Source organism: Lichenicola sp. GTC18331 (assembly GCF_055386855.1).
Window position 1 is genome coordinate 1,329,701 of record NZ_AP045015.1, and the last position, 18,891, is coordinate 1,348,591.

The following is an 18,891-nucleotide window of genomic DNA, read 5'->3' on the forward strand; positions in this document are numbered from 1 at the left end:
GCCGAACACCCATCAGCCTCCGCTCTCAGGGATGCAATGCCTCGCTCAGGAAGTCGGCCCGTGCCTCGCTCACGCGCGTCCGGATCGCCGGATCGGGCAGGAGATGCGTGCCGGGCAGAAGCAGCAGACGATACGGCTTGCCGGCCTGCAGCAGAGCCTGCGTCAGCTTGTAGCTGTTCTCGAAATACACGTTGTCGTCGGTGAGACCGTGCATGATCAGCAGCGGACATGACAGCGACGCGGCATAGGTCAGCACGTCGCTCTTGGTGTAGCCGTCCGGGTCGGCCTGAGGTGTTCCGAGATAGCGCTCGGTATAAGCCGTGTCGTAGTCGCGGAAATCCACGACGGGCGCACCGGCGACGCCGACCTTGAACAGATCGGGGCGACGGATCGTGGCCATGGCGGTGAAGTAGCCGCCGAACGACCAGCCGGTGACGCCGACGCGCGACATGTCCATCTCCGGATAGCGCGCACCCAGCGCCTTCAACCCGTCCGCCTGGTCGTCGAGCGGCAGATCGATCAGATCGTTCTTGGTGGCGCGCTCCCAGTCGTGATCCCGCCCCGGCGTGCCGCGCCCGTCCAGACTGGCGACGATGAAGCCACGATCTGCGAGGCATTGATCCTCGAGGAAATGCGATGGCGCCCGTTCGACCGTCTTCACGCCCGGACCCGCATAGACCTGCAACACCACCGGATAATGCCGCCCGGGTTGGAAATCGCTCGGACGCACGATCAGCGCGTCCATCCGCGACGGGCCCGCCTGCGTGAATTCGATCCGCACGGGACGCGGATGTTCGGCGACGGAGGGCAAGGTGGCGAGCGTGCGACCGGACGGGTCCACCAGCACGGTCGCGGCACTGCCGTCGGCGCCCGCACGCACGTCGATGAAGGGCCGGTCCGTTCCCTCGCCGGGGCCGAATGTCGCATCGTGCAGCCCGGGCGCAGCGGAGAGCGGCGTGACCGCACCCGTGTCGAGATCGAGCCGTTCCACGGCCGTGTCGATGCGGTCCGGTTCCGTCAGGATCACGGCGTGATGCGGATCGGCGGCTTCCAGGCCCAGGAACGCGGCCTTGTCGTAGCTGCGCGCGAGAGAGCCGTCGGCGCGCCGGTGTTGCAGTTCCCAACCCTGTTTGGTTTCGGCGGCCCAGAGAAAGCCGCTGCCGTCCGCGAACCAGTGCGGCAAGGGCAGTGCGTGGCCGGCGCGCGTGCCGGGGCCGACGGGCGCAATCGCCACCCAGGCCGGATCGGTTTCGCGCAGAAGCTCGGTGGTGTCGCCGGTGGCGGGATCGACCGCCAGCACACGCTCCTCCGTTTCCGCGCGGTTCATCACCACGATCGACAGCCGTCCCTTGCCGGCGGGCCAGACGACGCGCACCAGATACGGGAATTTCTCCGAATCCCACTTCACCTTTCGCGCCGGGCCGTGTCCGTCGCGATCCGCGAGCATCAGCGAGACCCTGGCATTCGCGGTGCCTGCGCGAGGATAGCGGAACTCCACAGGCTCGCGTTCGGGATGGCCCGGATCGGCGATGAAATGCTTCTCCACCCCGCCGGTATCGGCCACCTCGAACAGGATCGTGCGGCTGTCAGGCGACCACCAGGCACCGTCGGCACGATCGAGCTCCTCGGCGGCCGCGAACTCGCTCAGACCGTTAGAGAGCGTGTCGCTGCCGGTGTGGGTGAGACGCGTGTCGCCGCCGCCATCGAGCGCCACCACATGCAGGTCGTTGTCGCGCACGGCGGCGACGAAACGTCCGTCCGGCGACAGGCGCGGAGCGATCCAGCCGTTGCCCGGCACCTGCTGCCGCCGGCCGGTCGCGGGATCGATGCGCAGCAGATGGTCGGCCTCCGCGGCGAGAAGCGTGTGGCCATCCTTCGACAAGGCGAAATCGGTGATGCCGGTGAGCGTCATGCGGGCGCGCTCGCGACGCGCCTTCTCGGCCACGGAAAGCTGCTCCGCTCCGTCCGCGGGCTTGGCGAGCTCGGTCAGCGCGCCGCCCGCGACGTCGAAGCGGAACAGATGCAGGGTGGTGTCGCGCGGGCCGGAGCGGAGAAACAGCACGGAGCGCCCGTCCGGCGTCGGCACGGCATGGACCGGCAGGCCGAGCGTGTCGCTGCGCGTGGCGGCGAGCTGGGCGAAGCAGTCCTCGGGCGCGTTCGGGAGCGGCGGCGCGGTCTGCGCTGTCTGGGCGAGGGCGGGAACGGTGGCGGTGGCCAGCAGAACGGCAAGGAGGCTGGAGCCGGTTCGGCGCATGGGAGCGGTCTTTCGCGACATCTGCCCCCGTCGTTTCATTCCCCCGTGCCGCTGGCAAGGGCTACCGCATGGGGTGGACAGAAGCAGGGCGGGTGCGTAAACGAACGGATAATATAACATTTCATGGATCGACGCCCATGCGCGCCCTTTCCCGCGTTCCGCTGTGCGGCCTTGCCGGAGTCGCGGCCACACTCGCCGTGCCGGGCCTCGCCTTGGCGCAGACCGTGCCCGCGACGGTGTCGACCCAGAGCGGCGGTCTGGTGCGCGAGAACGCCAATCCGCCCGCATTGCCGCCGTCCGGCGTGGCCGACAAGCCGGAGGTGATCACCGTGCGCCTGGATCAGGCGCGCGCGGGCCTGCAGCCGAGTCTGGGCGCGGAAACCTATCGTCTGACGCGCAGCGTGCTCAGCACCTTGCCGCAAGGCGACAACGTGCCGCTGAACCAGGCGCTGCTGCAGGCGCCGGGCGTGGCGCAGGACAGCTACGGCCAGATCCACGTGCGCGGCGACCATAACGAGATCCAGTTCCGCATCGACGGCGTGCAGCTTCCCGAAGGTCTGGCCGTGTTCGGGCAAAGCCTGCAAACGCGCATCGCGCACGACATGTCCCTGACCACGGGTGCGCTTCCGGCGCAGTTCGGCTTTCTGCAGGCCGCGGTGATCAACATCGACACCAAGACCGGCCGCACCGATCCGGGCGGAGAGATCTCCCTCTACGGCGGTGCGCGCGACTATTTCCAGCCGTCCTTCTCCTACGGCGTGTCGAGCGGGAAATGGGACCTGTTCGCGACCGGCGACATGCTGCACACGCGCGTCGGCATCGAGAACCCGACCAGCAACTTCAACGCCATCCATGATCTCAGCAATCAGTATCACGGCCTGGCGAAACTGAGCTACACGGCGGACGCGAACACGCGCATCAGCCTGATCGGCGGCATCTCGAACGCGGAATACCAGATCCCCAACAATCCGGCGCAGGTGCCGTCGCTCGGCCTGTCGTATGACGGCATCACCAACTACAACAGCGCCGATCTGACCGAGCACCAGAAGGAGATCACGGATTTCGCGATCCTGTCTCTGCAGAAGACGGTCGGCACACTGGATCTGCAAAGCTCGCTGTTCACGCGCTACTCGTCTCTGCATTATTCGCCGGATCCGATCGGCGATCTTCTGTTCGACGGCATCAGCCAGACGGCGGCGCGTTCGGTGATGTCGAGCGGATCGCAGACCGATGCGGCATGGCACGTATCCGACACGCACACGATCCGTTTCGGCGAGCAGGTCTTCGTCGAGCGCACCATTTCCAAGGTGGACTCCGTGGTGTCGCCGCAGATCGGCACCGACGACGACGGCAACGCGATCTTCGGCGACCAGCCGATCGGTCTGCACGAAGGCACCGGCAAGACCGGCATGGTCTATGGCGCCTATCTTCAGGACGAATGGCGCATCCTGCCGTCGCTCACGATCAATTACGGCGCGCGCTTCGACGGCGTCAGCGAGTTCGTGTCGGCAACGCAGTTCAGCCCGCGCGTGAACATCGTGTGGCGGCCGACACGGACCACCACGCTGCATGCCGGCTACTCGCGCTACTTCACGCCGCCGCCGTTCGAGGAAGTCACCAACAACAGCATCGCCTTCTTCCAGGGCACCAGCGCCGCGTCCGCAGTCACGCAGAACTCCAAGGTGCAACCGGAACGCGACCATTATTTCGATGCAGGAATCGACCAGATCGTCCTGCCCGGCCTGCATGTGAGTTTCGACGGCTACTACAAGCAGGCGACCAACCTGATCGACGAAGGCCAGTCCGGCGCACCGATCATCCTCTCCGCCTTCAACTACGCCAAGGGTCAGGTGCATGGCTATGAGGCCAGCGTCACCTACGATCATGGGCCGGTCTCGCTTTATGCGAACCTCGCCTGGTCGCGCGCGATCGGCAAGCGCATCACCTCGTCGCAATTCGACTTCGCCGCCGACGACCTGTCCTACATCTCCGATCGCTGGGTGCATCTGGATCACGACCAGCGCTGGACCGGTTCGGGCGGCGCCGCCTACTCGTTCTTCTACGGCAGCACGCATCCGCTGCGCGCATCGGCCGATCTGGTGGTGGGCTCCGGCCTGCGCGCCGACGGTGACGTTCCCAACGGACGCGCCCTGCCCGGCTACTATGTGGTGAATTTCTCGCTGGTGCAGACGTTGAAACACACGATCGGACGCGGCACGGAACTGCGCCTCGACGTGCTCAACCTGCTCGATCGCCGCTACATCATCCGCGACGGGACGGGCATCGGCGTCGGCGCACCGCAGTACGGCCTGCGCCGCTCGATCCTGGCCGGGATCGCGCAGAAATTCTAGATACGCGAGGAGGAAGCGTCGGTGACGGAGATCGCCGACGTTCTTCTCCTTCCTACGGTCCTGACCGCGCGGTTTCGGCGTAAGCCGGACCTGTTTCTCCAGTTGCGATCAGCATGCGACTGACATCTGCCTTCTCGTCGATCCGGTACATGGGCAGTAGCTTCTCCGCACCGGTATCGAGAAACCGGTGCGTCAGAGAGGTTCGACGGTCTTCGTCCATTTCGACGAAGGCCCGGCCGTGCAGAACGAGAACCGTTTCGTCGCCATCGGGCTGGTGCATGGCGATCGCCGATCCCGGCCCCGGTGCGTTGATCGCGGTTCCGGCCAGGATGCTGTCACCGATCGTCGATCCCGACAGCGGAATGGTGCGAGACTGCCTCCACCGTGATCGGAGCTGTGCTGTTCGACACTCCAGTGACATCTGCACGATGTTTCGTTATTCGCTTCCCTCCGGTCGGGCAGTCAGAACGTGATCCTGGTCTTGAAGCCCAGCACGGCGGCGTCCGGGATGTTGCCCTGGCCATTCGGCCGTATGAAATACTGGACGTCCGGCAGGAAGTTGAAGCCGGTGAACAGGTGGACGTTGTAGAACGCCTCGAGCACCTGCTCATGCGTGCGGATGCCCGTGACGCCGCTGGGAAGCCGCTTGCGGGCAAGAATGTCGAGTTCCTCCGTCGCCGTCTGCTGCGGGCTGATACCGACATAGGTGAAAGCGAGGCCAGCCGCGTCGCGCGGGCGTCCGGACAGCAGGCCGCGATCCACCAGCCCGATGAAGGCGTTGCGGTCGATCAGATCGACGTTGCGCGTGCCGCCGACGAAACCGCCGAACAGGACGAGACCGTTGTTGAGTCCGGCGCCGCGCCGCACCAGCATCTGATCGAACAGCACCCACCATTGCGATGCACCGTGACGGATCAATGCGGGTTTGCCGCTGGTCGCGATCGGCGCCCCGGTCACCGCCGTGTAGAGATCGGGGCGCGGCACATCGTTGTAGGTGAAGCCGGCCCGGTAGTGACCGGCGAGATCGGTGCGGCCGAAACTCGGTTCCCAGCCTGCCTCCAGCGGAAATTCCAGCCCCACGATGTCGGATGCGTCGAATTTGAAACCTGACCGGTAGAATTTGAGCTGGTTGGTTCCGTTCTCGTAGGAGAACAGGCCGAATTGTAGATACAACGTCCTGGTCGGACGAATGCGCAGACGCGCTCCCCAACTCGAGATCGGCGCGATGGTGAACCCGCTAAGGGCCACGCTGAATGCCCTGGGATTGCCGCAGAACCCTTTGCTCATGAACTGGCAGTAGAGCGGCGACGACGCGAAATCGAGCCCGACCGGAAACCGCCCGGCGGCGAGATCCAAACGGCCATGGGCAAAGGTTTCCTCGCCGTAGGCATAGGACAGATGCACCGCCACATCGCCGCCATTGGTCACGAGGAGGTCCTGCGACCGCACCAGATTGTCCCCGAAACCACGATTGGTTTGTCCGCCGCTCAGATTGATCAGCACGGCATGGGTGGAGAACCCCTTGAGACCGGCGAGCTTCTGCCAGTCGATGTCGCTTTCCACGCCGAGCTGACTGACCATCGCCGCCGTTCGGGCGGTGCCGCCCGCGACGTTGCCGGAAAACTCGTTGCGCAGATCCACCACGAAGCCGATGCCGCGATCGCGCACCCGGTGACGGAAATCGCCCTTGCCGCCGAAGATGGTTTCCGGGTCCGGCGAGGCCGGTACGGCGAAATAAGGCAGATTCGGCGCCAGAGGTGTCGCCACCAGCGAGGATGGTCCGATCGCCACGCCGCCATTGGTCGTCTGGGCCTCCCCCAGCATCGGAACGGCGAGAAGAAACAGGCAGCCGAGAACGATCGCGCCCCAGCGGCGCCTTCTTGTAACGATCATGGAACGTTATTCCTCGAAGGGTTCGCCTGCCGTTCTTGCCGACGGCTGGAACCGGGCTGTTCTTTTGTCTTGAGCTGGCGGCGGCGCGCCGGAGTCCTATCCGGTGGGAGGCGTTCGGCGCGCGGAGACCACGACCGGCATCAGACTCCGCCCCCGCCGGCCGCGGCGGCGTCACGCTGGCCGAGCACCGAAAGAACGACGACGAAACAGCTCGCCAGGAGCATCATCACGCCGAGTCCGGCGATGCCGCCCGCGAACGACCCGGTCCAACCGCGCAGGCCGCCCATCAGCAGCGGCCCGACGAAACCGCCCGTGGTGCCGATCGTGTTGATCAGGGCAAGGCCGCCGGCCGAAGCGCGCCCGGTGAGGAAGCGGGGCGGAATGCTCCAGAACACGGCGCGCGCGCCGCTGACCCCGACCAGGCTGATCGTCAGCATCACCATCTCGAAGGCGAAGCCGTGGGAACCGGGGGGCAGTTTCACCACCGCCCCTGCCAGCCCGGCCGCGCCCAGCAGGCAGCCGACGCCCACGTTCAGAATGCGCCGGCCGCTGCGGTCCACATGCCACGCCCAGAGCAGCATCGTTGCCGATGCCGCCAGATAGGGCACTGCAGACCACCAGCCGATCGCCAGGCTGGAAAGACCGCCTTGCGCCATGATCAGCGGCAGGAAAATACCGATCCCGTAGGAGCCTGCGGTGACGCAGAAATGGACCGCTGCGAGCAGCCAGACGCGCGCATCGGCCACTGCGTCGCGAAGCCGTGTGCGCTGCCCCTGCCCTGCCGCCTCGCCTTCTCGCGCGCGCAACGCGGCGATGGCCTGCTTTTCCTCCGCGCTCAGCCAGCGCGCCTGTTGCGGCGTGTCCGCCAGCACGAACGGCAACAAAACACCGATGACGACGCAGGGCAGGCTGACGACAAGGAACAGCCACTTCCAGCCCCGCAGCCCCAGCAGACCGTTCAGTTGCAGCAACGCGCCGCAGATCGGGCCGCCGATAACGGAAGACAGCGGAATGCCGAGAACGAACCAGGCGACCATCCGGGTGCGATAGCGTGGGGGAAACCAGCAGCCTAGAAAGAACACCACCCCCGGAAAGAAGCCGGCTTCGGCCACGCCGAGAAGAATCCTGACCGCGTAGAAGGAGCGCGGCCCTACCACCAGGGCCGTCGCGGCCGAGGCGAGCCCCCAGCTGATCATGATCCGCGCCAGCCAGCGACGGGCGCCGACCGCATGCAGCACCAGATTGCTCGGCACCTCGCACAGGCAATAACCAACGAAGAACAGGCCGGCCGCGAGGCCGAGCTGGGCCGGCGACAACCCCAGCGCCTTGTTCATGGTGAGCGCCGCGAACCCGAGGCTGGTGCGATCGAGATAGTTCAGGACATAGGCGAACAACAGGATCGGCACGAAACGCCACGCGGCGCAGCGCAAGGCGCGTTCGGCCAGCGCCTCCTCCGCCGCGGGATCGCCGGCGACGCTGCCGATCCCGGCAGCCGGCGATCGGCCCTCGACGCCCGGGGGCCGATCCGGTGCCACCGGTCTCGGCCGCTCCGGGATCGCATGTTCACGGATCGCCATGCCTGGCCTCCTCCCTCGAGATGTTTTCGGTCCCGAACTGTCGCCGGGTTCGCAGTGCTGGCGCGGCGGATTTCCCCGGCCATCGAGATCAGTCGTCGAAGCCGTAAAGGGCGGCCGGTTGCCGTCCCATGATCCGCTCCCAGTCGGCATGCCGCGGCAAAGCCGCACGCAGCGCATCGAGAAGCCGGGCGTAATCGATGCGGCGATACGGGAGGATCTGCTCCTCGGCGCGTTGTTCGGAATGGGACGGGGTATGCGGCCAGTCGCTGCCCCAGACGCAGCGATCGGGCGCGACCTCCAGCAGGGCCCGGAGCCAGCGCCGGTCCGGCTGGATCGTCTCGGAATCGCCCCAGCATCGATAGGGGGCGGACAGTTTCACCCAGACATGCGGCAAGCCCAGCAAGGCAAGCAGGGCGCGCCCGTCCGGACCGTCCGGCGGCGCGTCGCCGGGCAGGCCGTAATGGTCGATCACCACCGTCACCCGGCTGCGCGCCAGCAACGCGGCGGCACGGACGATGACCGGCAGGGGTGCCAGCACCTCGACATGCCAGCCCATGGTGCCGGCCAGCGCTTCCAGCGCCGCGAAAGCCGGTTCGATGGCGGCGGGAATGCCTGCACCCGGGCTGTAAAGATTGAGGCGCACGCCGCGCACACCGGCGCGATGCAGGAAGGGAAGGCGCGACGGATCGGTCCGGTGCGGGTCGAGCACCGCGACGCCGCGCCCGTGCCCGTCCATCTGACTAAGGCTTTCCAGCAGCACGGTGTTGTCGTCGCCGTAGAAGCTGGGCTGCACGATCACGCAGCGATCGATGCCGAGCGGACGGGCCAGCGACAGGAACCGCGCGAGCGCCGCCGGCCGGGGCGTATAGGAGCGTCCGTCCAGCATCGGCCTTTCCCCGACCGGCGCCACGACATGCAGATGCGCGTCGCAGAACGAGGTCACGGCGCAGCGTCGCCTTGCGCCAAAAGCGAGGCCACCCGGGCGGCGAACGCCTCGGTGCCCAGTGAGCCGCCGAGATCCCTTGTCCGTCCGGCGGGCTCGACGACGGCGCGGTCGATGGCAGTCTCGATCGCATTCCCCGCCGCGACCAGCGCATCGCTGCCGCGTCGCTTGCCGAGCCAGCGCAACAGCATGGCGCCGGAACCGATCATCGAGGCCGGGTTCGCGACGTCTCGCCCGGCGATGTCGGGGGCAGAGCCGTGCTGCGCCTGCGCGACCGCGTAATCCTGTCCGGCATTGAGCGAGGCGGCGAGGCCGAGACTGCCGGAAATCTCCGACACGAGATCGGACAGGATGTCGCCGAACATGTTGGTGGTGACGATGACGTCGAACACGCTGGCATCGCGCACCAGATGCGCGGCCATGGCGTCCACCAGGCGCTCATCGTAGCGGACGTCCGCGTAGCGCGCGGCGACGTCGCGGACGCAGTCGAGAAACAGGCCGTCCGATGTGCGCAGCACGTTGGCCTTGTGCACCGCCGTGACGTGGCGACCGCGCTCGCGCGCCAGTTCGAACCCGGCCTCTGCGATGCGAAAGGACGCCGCGCGCGTGACCTTGCGGAACGACAAGGCGAGATCCGGCGTCGGCATGATCTCGCCGGTGCCGGCGAACATGGTGCGGTCCGAGTAGAACCCTTCGGTGTTCTCGCGCACCACCACCAGATCGACCCCATGGCCGCAGCGCGGCGGCAAGCCTTCGCGCGACCGGGCCGGGCGGATGTTGGCGAAAAGGTCGAGTTGTTTGCGGAGCTGGCCGGACGGGTTGAGGCCACCCTCGGCCACCGGCGGATACTCGTTATGCGAAACCGGACCGAGCAGAACACCGTCCGCCGCGCGCGCCTGATCGAGGACGTGACCCGGGAAGGTGGTGCCGGAGGCACGGAGTGCTGCAAAGCCAATATCCGCGTGGGACATCGCGAGCCTGAATCCGAAACGAACGGCGGCCTCGCGCAGAACGGACACGGCGGCCCGGCTGATCTCCGGACCGATCCCGTCGCCCTCCAGAACAAGAAGATGGACTGCTTCGCCGGTCATGGGATACCTCGAATGGATACCATAGTATCCCATCGTGTCCCGATGTGGTCAAGAACGGGAAATTTGCTCTTCACCCAGGCTGGGCGGGCACGCCGCGACGAGTTCCCGTACACCCGGATTTCGCCGATACTGGCCGCTCCATGACGCAAACCCACGACCGGCCGGGCGACCTCGGAACCGAAACCTATGAGCGCATCCGGACGATGATCCGCGACGGCGCCCTGAGCCCTGGCGGACGCGTGGTGGAGGCGGAGCTGGTCGGGCGGCTCGGCGTTTCGCGAACGCCCGTGCGCCAGGCCCTGACCCGGCTCGAAACCGAGGGGTTGTTGGCACACGAGCCACGCCGGGGATTGGTGGTGTGGCGGCCGGATCACCAGCAGGTGGTCGAACTCTACGCCATGCGCGAGGTGCTTGAGAGCACGGCCGCGCGCTTCGCCGCCCAGCATGCCAGCGCCGCCGAATTGCGATCCCTGGAGCGGCTGATCGCGGAAGAGGACAGGCTGACCGACGGAGCGGCGCTCTCGGCCAACAATGCCAGCATCCACACGCTGATCCACCGCGCCGCGCATAATCGCTATCTGCTGCGTGGCGTGACGCAGTTGGCCGATACCATGGCGCTGTTGCCGACCATGCTGGGCGACCCGGAAAGAGCGTCCGAATCCCATGCCGAGCATCTGGTTCTGCTCGCGGCCCTTGTGACGCGCGACCAGGACGCCGCCGCGGCGGCGATGCGTGCCCATATCGCCTCGGCGCAGGAACGCCGCGTCGTCTGGATGCTGGAAAATGACGCCGGCGCCGACGCCACCGGGCCAGGCTGAAGCACGTTGCTCGGACAAATCGTGCAACAGCCCGGATGAACCGGCGTTGCAGACTCACCCCATCGCCAAACGGCGTTGCCGCGGACCAAGTTCGGAGCACCCATGAGCTACACCCCCTCCCCCGACCGCTACGAGACCGCCACCTTCCGCCGCTGCGGCCGGTCCGGCCTTGTGCTGCCGCCGATCTCGCTCGGGCTGTGGCACAATTTCGGCGGCGACGACGTGTTCGAGACCGGTCGCGCGGTGATCCGGCGCGCCTTCGATCGCGGCGTGACCCATTTCGATCTCGCCAATAACTACGGACCGCCCTACGGCTCGGCGGAAGAGAATTTCGGCCATATCCTGCGCAAGGATTTCGGCAACGGCCTGCGCGACGAGCTGATCATCTCCTCCAAGGCCGGATGGGACATGTGGCCCGGCCCCTACGGCGTCGGCGGCTCGCGCAAATACCTGATCGCCTCGGCCGATCAGAGCCTGAAGCGCATGGGGCTCGATTACGTCGACATCTTCTATTCGCACCGCCCGACCACGGACGTGCCGCTGGAAGAAACCATGGGCGCGCTGGTGCAGCTCCATCGCCAGGGCAAGGCGCTCTATGTCGGCATCTCGTCCTACGGCCCCGAGCGGACCCGTCAGGCGGCGGAGATCCTGCGCAGCGAGGGCGTGCCGCTGCTGATCCACCAGCCGTCCTATTCCATGCTGAACCGCTGGATCGAGGACGAGCTTCTCCAAACGTTGGAGGAGCTGGGCACGGGCTGCATCGCCTTCTCCCCGTTGGCGCAGGGACTGCTGACCTCGAAATATCTCAAGGGCGTGCCGGACGATGCGCGCGCGGCCAAGGGAACCTCGTTCGACCAGTCGCTGATCTCGGGCGACAATCTCGAGCGTGTGCGGGCGCTGAACGCGATCGCCGAGACGCGCGGCCAGACCCTGGCGCAGATGGCGATCGCCTGGGTGCTGCGCGACAAGCGCGTCACCTCGGCGCTGATCGGCGCCCGCAACGTCAAGCAGCTCGACGATTCCCTTGGCGCGCTGGACCGGCTGGAGTTCAGCAAGGAGGAACTGGAGGAGATCGACCGTCACGCCACCGAAGGCGGGATCGATCTGTGGCGCGGCGTGTCGGAAGACCGGCCGGCCTGATGTCGAACCGGGGTGCGGACCAACCGCACCCCGATCCTGTGGGTCAGGCCGCCACCGGCGTGCGCTGTTTCGCCACCGCGCGCCAGCGATGCAAGGCCGGCTCAGTGTAGCCGCCGCTGGTCTCCGCACCGTCGAAAATCAGATCGCACGCGGCCCGGAAGGATGGCCCGTCCTCCGTCGTGTCCAGGGCGCCGAATTCCGGGTCGGCCTCGTTCTGACGCGCCACGATCCGCATCACCCGACGCATCGACTGGAGCACCGCGTCGCGGTCGATCAGCCCGTGCAGCAGCCAGTTGGCCAGGAACTGCGAGGAAATGCGCAGCGTCGCCCGGTCCTCCATCAGCCCGACATCGTCGATGTCCGGCACCTTGGAACAACCGACCCCCAGATCCACCCAGCGCACCACGTAGCCGAGGATCGACTGCACGTTGCGGTCCAGTTCGCGGTCGATCACCGCTTGCGACGGCTTGGCGTTGTCCAGCATCGGCGGGGTGAGCAGCGTTTCCAGCGGCGCCGGCACCGCCCCGGCCAGAGCCTGCTGGCGATCGGCCACGGAAATCGACAGGTAGTGCAGCGCGTGCAGCGTGGCGGCGGTCGGCGACGGCACCCAGGCGGTGTTGGCACCCGAGCGCGGATGGCCGATCTTCTCCGCCAGCATCGCCGCCATGCGGTCGGGTGCGGCCCACATGCCCTTGCCGATCTGGCCGCGGCCGGAGAGGCCGCAGGCGAGGCCGATGGCAACGTTGCGCTGCTCGTAGGCGCCGATCCAGTCCGCCTTGCGCATGGCGTCCTTGGCCACCACCGGGCCCAGATGCATCGCCGAATGGATCTCGTCGCCGGTCCGGTCGAGGAAGCCGGTGTTGATGAACACAACACGCGTCTTCGCCGCGGCGATGCAGGCGGCGAGATTGGCGCTGGTGCGGCGCTCCTCGTCCATGATGCCGAGCTTGACCGTGTCCGCGGGCAGGCCGAGCATCTGCTCCACCGCGCCCATGATCTCGACCGACAGCGTCACCTCGGCCGGGCCGTGCATCTTCGGCTTGACCACATAGACCGAGCCTTCGCGGCTGTTGCGACGCAGGGCGCGGTCATGCAGCGCGGCCAGAACCGTGACGACGGCATCGAGCAGCCCTTCCGGCACCGGCGCGCCGTCCGGCCCCGACACAGCATCGGTGAACATGTGATGGCCGACATGGCGCACCAGCAACAGGCTGCGTCCGGGCAGGATCAGCGCGCCGCCATCCGGCGCGGTGTAATGCCGCTCGTCGGACAGGCGACGGTCGAGCGCGCGGCCGTTCTTCTCGAAACGCGCGGTCAGGGTTTCGCGCATCAGCCCGAGCCAGTTGCGATAGATCGCGATCTTGTCGGCCGCATCCACCGCCGCCACGCTGTCCTCGCAATCGAAGATGGTGGACACGGCACTTTCCAGCACGATGTCGGACAGGCCGCTCGCCGCGTCGCGCCCGACCGGATGCGTCCGATCGAAGTTCAGATGCACGTGCAGGCCGTTGCGCTTCAGAAGAATGGCGTTGGGCTCTGCCGAATCGCCGACGAAGCCCGCGAACTGCGACGGATCGCGCAATGCCGTGCGCACCGCGCCGTCCAGAACCAGCGCGCCGCTCTCCACCGCATAGCGGGCGATGTCGGCATGGCTGCCGCCCTCGAGCGGGAAACATTCGTCGAGCATCAGCGTGCCGCGACGCACCACCTCCGCCGCGCGTTTCGGGTCGAGACCCGGACCGGCATGGCGCGGAAAATCGCTTTCGGACACGGCATCGGTGCCATAGAGCGCATCGTAGAGGCTACCCCAGCGCGCGTTGGCCGCGTTCAGCGCATAACGTGCGTTGGAGCCCGGCACCACGAGCTGCGGCCCGGCGATGCGGGCGATCTCGTCATCCACCCCGGTGGTTTCCACCGAGAACGGCGCGGGCTCCGGCACCAGATAGCCGATCTCGCGCAGGAACGGCAGCGAGGAGGCGCCGCTGCGGCCGTTTCCGGCGCGGTGATAATCGTCCAGCGCCGCCTGAAGGCGATCGCGCTCGGCCAGGGCGTCGGCGATCCGGGGCGAGAAGCGCTCGACCAGAGCGGTGAAACCGTCCCAGAGCGCATCCGGCGCGATGGCGGTGCCGGGCAGGATCTCGTGCTCCACGAAGCGGGCGAGCGCGGCGTCCACGGAAAGGCCGGAACGGCGCACGCGATCGGTGTGGTCCGGCATGGAGAAGGTATCCATCGTTGCCTCCATCGTTCTTCTGGCCCGGTCTGTATGGCCGACCGGGAGAAACGCGAAACCGGGCCGAAAGAATGGCCCGGTCCGCCTGGTCGTGTCCGGCGGTTCAGCCGAACTGGTTCATGGTGTTGTGCGCACCGCCGGCCTTCAGCGCCGCCTCACCGGCGAAGTAGCCCTTGTGGTCGTCGCCGATATCGGAGCCGGCCATGTTCTGGTGCTTCACGCAGGCCACGCCGCGACGGATCTCCTGGCGCTGCACGTCGCGCACATAACCCAGCATGCCGTCGGCACCGAAATAATCCTGCGCCAGAACGTCGGTGGACAAAGCCGCCGTGTGGTAGGTCGGCAGGGTGATCAGGTGGTGGAAGATGCCGGCGCGCTTGGACGCATCCGCCTGGAAGTTCCTGATCCAGCGATCCGCTTCCGCCGCCAGCTCGCTCGCGTCGTAGCTCGCCGCCATCAGCTTGGCGCGATCGTAGCCGGACACGTCGCGGCCTTCCTCCGACCAGCGATCGAACACCTGCTGACGGAAATTCAGCGTCCAGTTGAACGACGGCGAGTTGTTGTAGACCAGCTTCGCGTTCGGGATCACCTCGCGGATCTTGTCCATCATGCCGGCGATCTGTTCCACATGCGGCTTCTCGGTCTCGATCCAGAGCAGATCGGCGCCGCCCTGCAGCGAGGCGATACAATCCATCACGCAGCGCTCGGCGCCGGTGCCGGAGCGGAACTGGAACAGGTTGCTCGGCAGACGCTTCGGACGCAGCAGCTTGCCGTCGCGCCGGATCAGCACGTCGCCGTCCCGCGCGGTCTCCGCCGTCACCTCCTCCGTGTCGAGGAAGCTGTTGTAGCGGTCGCCCAGATCGCCCGGCTCGCGGCTGAAGGCGATCTGCTTGGTGAGACCGGCGCCCAGAGAGTCCGTGCGGGCAACGATGATGCCATCTTCCACGCCCAGTTCCATGAAGGCGTAGCGGATCGCGCGGATCTTCTGCAGGAAATCCTCGTGCGGCACGGTGACCTTGCCGTCCTGGTGGCCGCACTGCTTCTCGTCGGAGACCTGGTTCTCGATCTGCAGCGCGCAGGCGCCGGCCTCGATCATCTTCTTGGCCAGAAGATAGGTCGCTTCCGCATTGCCGAAGCCCGCGTCGATATCGGCGATGATCGGCACGATATGGGTCTGATGCCCGTCGATCGCCTGGCTGAGACGGTCCTGCTCCTCGGCATCGCCAGACTCGCGCGCCGTATCCAGGGCGCGATACAGGTTGCCCAGCTCGCGCGCATCGGCCTGACGCAGAAAAGTGTAGATCTCGCCGATCAGTTCCGGCACCGCGGTCTTCTCGTGCATGGACTGGTCCGGCAGCGGGCCGAACTCGGAACGCAGCGCCGCCACCATCCAGCCGGACAGGTAGATGTAGCGGCGATCGGTGCTGCCCAGATGCTTGCGCGCGGCGATCATCTGCTGCTGCGCGATGAAGCCGTGCCAGGCGCCGAGCGACTGGGTGTAGAGCGTCGGATCCGCATCGTAGCGCGCCATGTCGGCCCGCATGATTGAGGCAGTGTAGCGCGCGATGTCGAGCCCGGTGGTGAAGCGGTTCTGCTTGCGCATCCGCGACACGAATTCGGGATCGACGGTGGAGGCGAACGATGCCTGCGCCCCGTGTTCCCGGGCCTGGGCGGCATCGACGCCGGACCAGGCGGCCGTCGTGCCAACGCCATCCGGTGCGCGGTTCGGGGTGATCTGGATCATGGCCATCTCCGGTTTCCTTGGGACGCCCGCTTCATGACTGCGTGTGCGAACATCCGTGACGCCGAGTTAGGACGCTTGCTCCCGCCGCCGAAAGGGGGGATCGTGTCAATCGGAACGAAACCTGTCACAGGTTTTACAGAGCCCGTTGTAAGGTCGTAAAAGCGTGTCGAGATCACAGATCGGCCGGACCGTGCGGCGTTTGCGCACGGACAAGAACATCACCCAGCAGGGTCTGGCCGCCCGCCTGGGCGTCTCCGCCAGCTATTTGAACCTGATCGAGCACGGGCAGCGCAACGTCACCGGCTCGCTGCTGATCAAGCTCTGCGCGGCGCTCGATGCCGATCTGCAGGCTCTTTCAGGCGAGACCGAGCGTCAGGCGGAAACCGCCCTGCGCGAGGTGCTGCGCGACCCGCTCTTCGGCGCCGAGCCGGTACCGGATGGCGATATCCAGACCATGGCCGGGCTGGTCGGCGCCTCGCGCGCCATGGTGTCGCTGTATCGCGCGCTCCGCGTGGCCCGCGAGGACGCCGCCGGCATCGCCCTGCCGAGCGGACGCCGCATCCTGCTGCCGCTGGAGGAAGCGCGCGATTTCTTCCAGCAATACTCGAACCATTTCCCGGCGATCGAGGAAGCCGCGGAGACGCGCGCCGCAGAGATCAACGACGACACCGATCGCTTCATCCTGGACCGGCTGCAACAGCGTCACGGCGTGCGGGTACGGATCGGCGCCAGCGACATGATGCGCCGTTTCGATCCCGACACGCGCCTGCTGGAACTGTCCGAAGCCATGCCGCGCGAGAGCCGCGCCTTCCAGCTCGCCTTCCAGCTCATGCTGCTGGAATGCCGGCCGGTCGTGGATGCGATCATCGCCGAAGCGCGCCCGTCCACACCCGAAGCCGCCGGAATGATCCGTGTCGGGCTCTGCAACTATGCCGCAGGCGCCCTGCTGATGCCGTATCCGGCGATGCTCGCGGCGGCGGATGAACTCCGCTACGACGTCGATGCTCTGGCGGCACGCTTCGGCGTCAGTTTCGAGCAGGTGGCGCATCGTCTCACCACCCTGCAAAGACCCGGCGCCTCCGGCATCCCCTTCTTCTTCGTGCGCACCGATCCGGCCGGCAACATCGACAAATGCTTTTCCGCCGCCGGGTTTCCGTTCGCGCGCTTCGGCGGCTCCTGTCCGCGCTGGATCGTGCACACCGCCTTCTCCCTGCCCGACCGGCTGAACGTGGAAGTCGCGGAGTTGCCCGATGGAGCCGCCTTTCTTTGCATCGCGCGCATGTTGTCCGGCACGTCCGGACGCCCCGGCGATCCGCCGCCACGCCATGTGGTGACGATCGGCTGCGCGATCGATCGTGCCGCCGAACTGGTCTATGTGGACCAGCTCAATCTCGCCCATCGCAACGAGATCGGCCTATCCTGCAGGCTTTGCGATCGGCCCCAGTGCCGCAACCGCGCCTTTCCGCCCGTGCTGCACCGCGTGGAGATCGATCCGAACCAGGACGGCGCGACGCCCTGGCGGTTTTCGCCGGAGCGCGGGCGGTAGGAACCTTCCTTATTCTGAAGAAAAAGAAGCAAAAAGACTTCTGCCCGTTTGGCTCCGTACCGAACCGCTCTTCCGATCTAAACGGACAGAAGTTCTTTGGTTCTTTCTTTCAAGAAAGAACATCTCTTCCCCTCTACGGCGTATCCTCCCGCCCCGGAATCCGGTCGCGATACCGATCCCAGTGCGCCAACAGCTCGTGCAGCACCGGGGCCCCGGCGCGCTGGTTGCTGTCGAAGGCGAGCACCTGTCCCGGCCCTTCGTCGCCGATCGACGCCGTGACGGCCACCCCCGGCGGCGGTTCGGAGAAATTGGACGCCGTGCGCAGCACCATGATCCGGTCGGCATCCACGAAGCCCTGCGCCGCGAAGGCGCGCATCTCCTTCTGGTAGGTCTGGCTTTCCATGTTGGTCATCACGAAGCGGCCCTGGCCGCGCGTCCACAACGTCACCCAGTCGCGCGCCCATTGCGTGCGCGGCGCGCCGTGCCAATAGCGCAGCGCACCGAGCGTCTCGCCTTCCAGTACGAAAGGCGGCTTCTGCGCCTCGGGAAAGCCGACCCAACGGGCACGCGCCGCGCGGACCGCGTCGTCGTCGCCGAGCCGGACGTTGCGTGTCAGCTCGAACGCCCAGCGCGCCAGCCTGCGATTGAGCGGATAGGCCCGTTCGAGCTGCTTCATGTCGGTGACGGAGCCGAAATGGTTGGCATCGAACGGAAGCTGGTTCGGTTTGTTGGCGCCGATCGGCCAGAGTCCGTAGGGCCAGCCGGCGGGAATGGTCCGGTCGTCGATCTCGCGCGCCTCGTCTCCATCCACAACCCAGCGCGCCCAGGCCGCCGAGCCCACCGACGCCACGTTCGGATCGACGCCGGAGATGCCGGTGAACAGCCAGTAGGCATGGGTCAGATCGAAGCGCGGATCGAGCACGAAGGCGGCGAGATCGGTGACGCCGTGGCGCAGAACCAGCCCGTACAGCCCGTCCTTGCTGCGCCGGACCACGTCGGGCGCGCCGCGCACCGGCACTTTCTCGTCCAGATGCTCGCGTTCGACCCAGTCCTGATACTCGCCCGGCGCATCGCCCGTGTCGGCGCCGTTCTCCCAGTTGGCGACCACCACGACCTTGACCGGGATCGGCGCGGCGCGCGCGGCCCCGGCGGAGAGCAGCAGGGCGGCAGAAAGAAGCAGGCGTTTCATCGGGAACTCCGGGATGGCGTATCGGGTCATATCGAGCCGGTTGCACGATCCATGCCGCGCGCGAAGCGCCGCCCCCCGGAACGAAGGGGTTGCGAAAACCGCCGCCGTGCTCGAC

13 protein-coding genes are annotated in these 18,891 nt (G+C 66.9%); 4 read left to right on the plus strand and 9 right to left on the minus strand.

Annotated features, from left to right (window positions below; all coding sequences use genetic code 11):
• Positions 1-25: 25 nt before the first annotated feature.
• Positions 26-2,254 carry a prolyl oligopeptidase family serine peptidase gene (locus ACZ5BM_RS06190; protein WP_498910647.1) on the minus strand — a complete coding sequence of 743 codons (2,229 nt, stop codon included), beginning with the start codon at positions 2,252-2,254 and terminating at the stop codon, positions 26-28.
• Positions 2,255-2,391: 137 nt separating this feature from the next.
• Here ACZ5BM_RS06190 and ACZ5BM_RS06195 point away from each other — a divergent pair, with 137 nt between their 5' ends.
• A complete protein-coding gene (locus ACZ5BM_RS06195; protein ID WP_498910649.1) occupies positions 2,392-4,605 on the plus strand; it encodes a TonB-dependent receptor in 2,214 nt (737 codons plus the stop codon).
• 52 nt (positions 4,606-4,657) lie between these two features.
• On the opposite strand, the gene ACZ5BM_RS06200 is transcribed toward ACZ5BM_RS06195, so the two are convergent.
• From ACZ5BM_RS06200 to ACZ5BM_RS06220, 5 genes are all read right to left on the minus strand, one after another.
• Positions 4,658-5,032, minus strand: a complete 375-nt coding sequence (locus ACZ5BM_RS06200; RefSeq protein ID WP_498910651.1) for a hypothetical protein — start codon at positions 5,030-5,032, stop codon at positions 4,658-4,660.
• Between the two features lie 35 nt (positions 5,033-5,067).
• Positions 5,068-6,498 carry a carbohydrate porin gene (locus ACZ5BM_RS06205; protein ID WP_498910653.1) on the minus strand — a complete coding sequence of 477 codons (1,431 nt, stop codon included), beginning with the start codon at positions 6,496-6,498 and terminating at the stop codon, positions 5,068-5,070.
• A 140-nt stretch (positions 6,499-6,638) separates the two neighbouring features.
• Positions 6,639-8,075 (minus strand): MFS transporter, encoded by a 1,437-nt coding sequence (locus ACZ5BM_RS06210; protein WP_498910655.1) that lies wholly within the window; start codon positions 8,073-8,075, stop codon positions 6,639-6,641.
• An 88-nt stretch (positions 8,076-8,163) separates the two neighbouring features.
• On the minus strand, positions 8,164-9,018 hold the full coding sequence (locus tag ACZ5BM_RS06215; RefSeq protein WP_498910657.1) for an amidohydrolase family protein: 855 nt from the start codon (positions 9,016-9,018) through the stop codon (positions 8,164-8,166).
• Positions 9,015-10,109, minus strand: a complete 1,095-nt coding sequence (locus ACZ5BM_RS06220; RefSeq protein WP_498910659.1) for an isocitrate/isopropylmalate dehydrogenase family protein — start codon at positions 10,107-10,109, stop codon at positions 9,015-9,017. The genes ACZ5BM_RS06215 and ACZ5BM_RS06220 overlap by 4 nt, the downstream gene beginning before the upstream one ends.
• Before the next feature lie 140 nt (positions 10,110-10,249).
• Here ACZ5BM_RS06220 and ACZ5BM_RS06225 point away from each other — a divergent pair, with 140 nt between their 5' ends.
• Both ACZ5BM_RS06225 and mgrA read left to right on the plus strand, forming a co-directional pair.
• On the plus strand, positions 10,250-10,927 hold the full coding sequence (locus ACZ5BM_RS06225; RefSeq protein ID WP_498910660.1) for a GntR family transcriptional regulator: 678 nt from the start codon (positions 10,250-10,252) through the stop codon (positions 10,925-10,927).
• A 102-nt stretch (positions 10,928-11,029) separates the two neighbouring features.
• Complete coding sequence (gene mgrA, locus ACZ5BM_RS06230; RefSeq protein ID WP_498910661.1) at positions 11,030-12,067, plus strand: aldo-keto reductase family protein; 1,038 nt, start codon at positions 11,030-11,032, stop codon at positions 12,065-12,067.
• Positions 12,068-12,110: 43 nt separating this feature from the next.
• Here the strand turns inward: mgrA and ACZ5BM_RS06235 are convergent, their stop codons facing one another.
• Positions 12,111-14,297: an aldolase/citrate lyase/malate synthase family protein gene (locus ACZ5BM_RS06235; RefSeq protein ID WP_498910663.1), complete on the minus strand. Its 2,187-nt coding sequence runs from the start codon at positions 14,295-14,297 to the stop codon at positions 12,111-12,113.
• A 103-nt stretch (positions 14,298-14,400) separates the two neighbouring features.
• Positions 14,401-16,041 (minus strand): isocitrate lyase, encoded by a 1,641-nt coding sequence (locus ACZ5BM_RS06240; protein WP_498910664.1) that lies wholly within the window; start codon positions 16,039-16,041, stop codon positions 14,401-14,403.
• Between the two features lie 163 nt (positions 16,042-16,204).
• On the opposite strand from ACZ5BM_RS06240, the gene ACZ5BM_RS06245 reads away from it, so the two are divergent.
• Positions 16,205-17,587 (plus strand): helix-turn-helix domain-containing protein, encoded by a 1,383-nt coding sequence (locus ACZ5BM_RS06245; protein ID WP_498910666.1) that lies wholly within the window; start codon positions 16,205-16,207, stop codon positions 17,585-17,587.
• Between the two features lie 133 nt (positions 17,588-17,720).
• Here ACZ5BM_RS06245 and ACZ5BM_RS06250 read toward each other — a convergent pair whose 3' ends face one another.
• Positions 17,721-18,776 carry a purine nucleoside permease gene (locus tag ACZ5BM_RS06250; protein ID WP_498910667.1) on the minus strand — a complete coding sequence of 352 codons (1,056 nt, stop codon included), beginning with the start codon at positions 18,774-18,776 and terminating at the stop codon, positions 17,721-17,723.
• Between the last annotated feature and the right edge of the window lie 115 nt (positions 18,777-18,891).

Coding starts and splice junctions, on each gene's coding strand:
- ACZ5BM_RS06190 (WP_498910647.1), bottom strand. CDS start 2,254: ATGCGCCGAACCGGCTCCAGCCTCCTTGCCGTTCTGCTGGCCACCGCC.
- ACZ5BM_RS06195 (WP_498910649.1), top strand. CDS start 2,392: ATGCGCGCCCTTTCCCGCGTTCCGCTGTGCGGCCTTGCCGGAGTCGCG.
- ACZ5BM_RS06205 (WP_498910653.1), bottom strand. CDS start 6,498: ATGATCGTTACAAGAAGGCGCCGCTGGGGCGCGATCGTTCTCGGCTGC.
- ACZ5BM_RS06210 (WP_498910655.1), bottom strand. CDS start 8,075: ATGGCGATCCGTGAACATGCGATCCCGGAGCGGCCGAGACCGGTGGCA.
- ACZ5BM_RS06220 (WP_498910659.1), bottom strand. CDS start 10,109: ATGACCGGCGAAGCAGTCCATCTTCTTGTTCTGGAGGGCGACGGGATC.
- ACZ5BM_RS06225 (WP_498910660.1), top strand. CDS start 10,250: ATGACGCAAACCCACGACCGGCCGGGCGACCTCGGAACCGAAACCTAT.
- mgrA (WP_498910661.1), top strand. CDS start 11,030: ATGAGCTACACCCCCTCCCCCGACCGCTACGAGACCGCCACCTTCCGC.
- ACZ5BM_RS06235 (WP_498910663.1), bottom strand. CDS start 14,297: ATGGATACCTTCTCCATGCCGGACCACACCGATCGCGTGCGCCGTTCC.
- ACZ5BM_RS06240 (WP_498910664.1), bottom strand. CDS start 16,041: ATGATCCAGATCACCCCGAACCGCGCACCGGATGGCGTTGGCACGACG.
- ACZ5BM_RS06250 (WP_498910667.1), bottom strand. CDS start 18,776: ATGAAACGCCTGCTTCTTTCTGCCGCCCTGCTGCTCTCCGCCGGGGCC.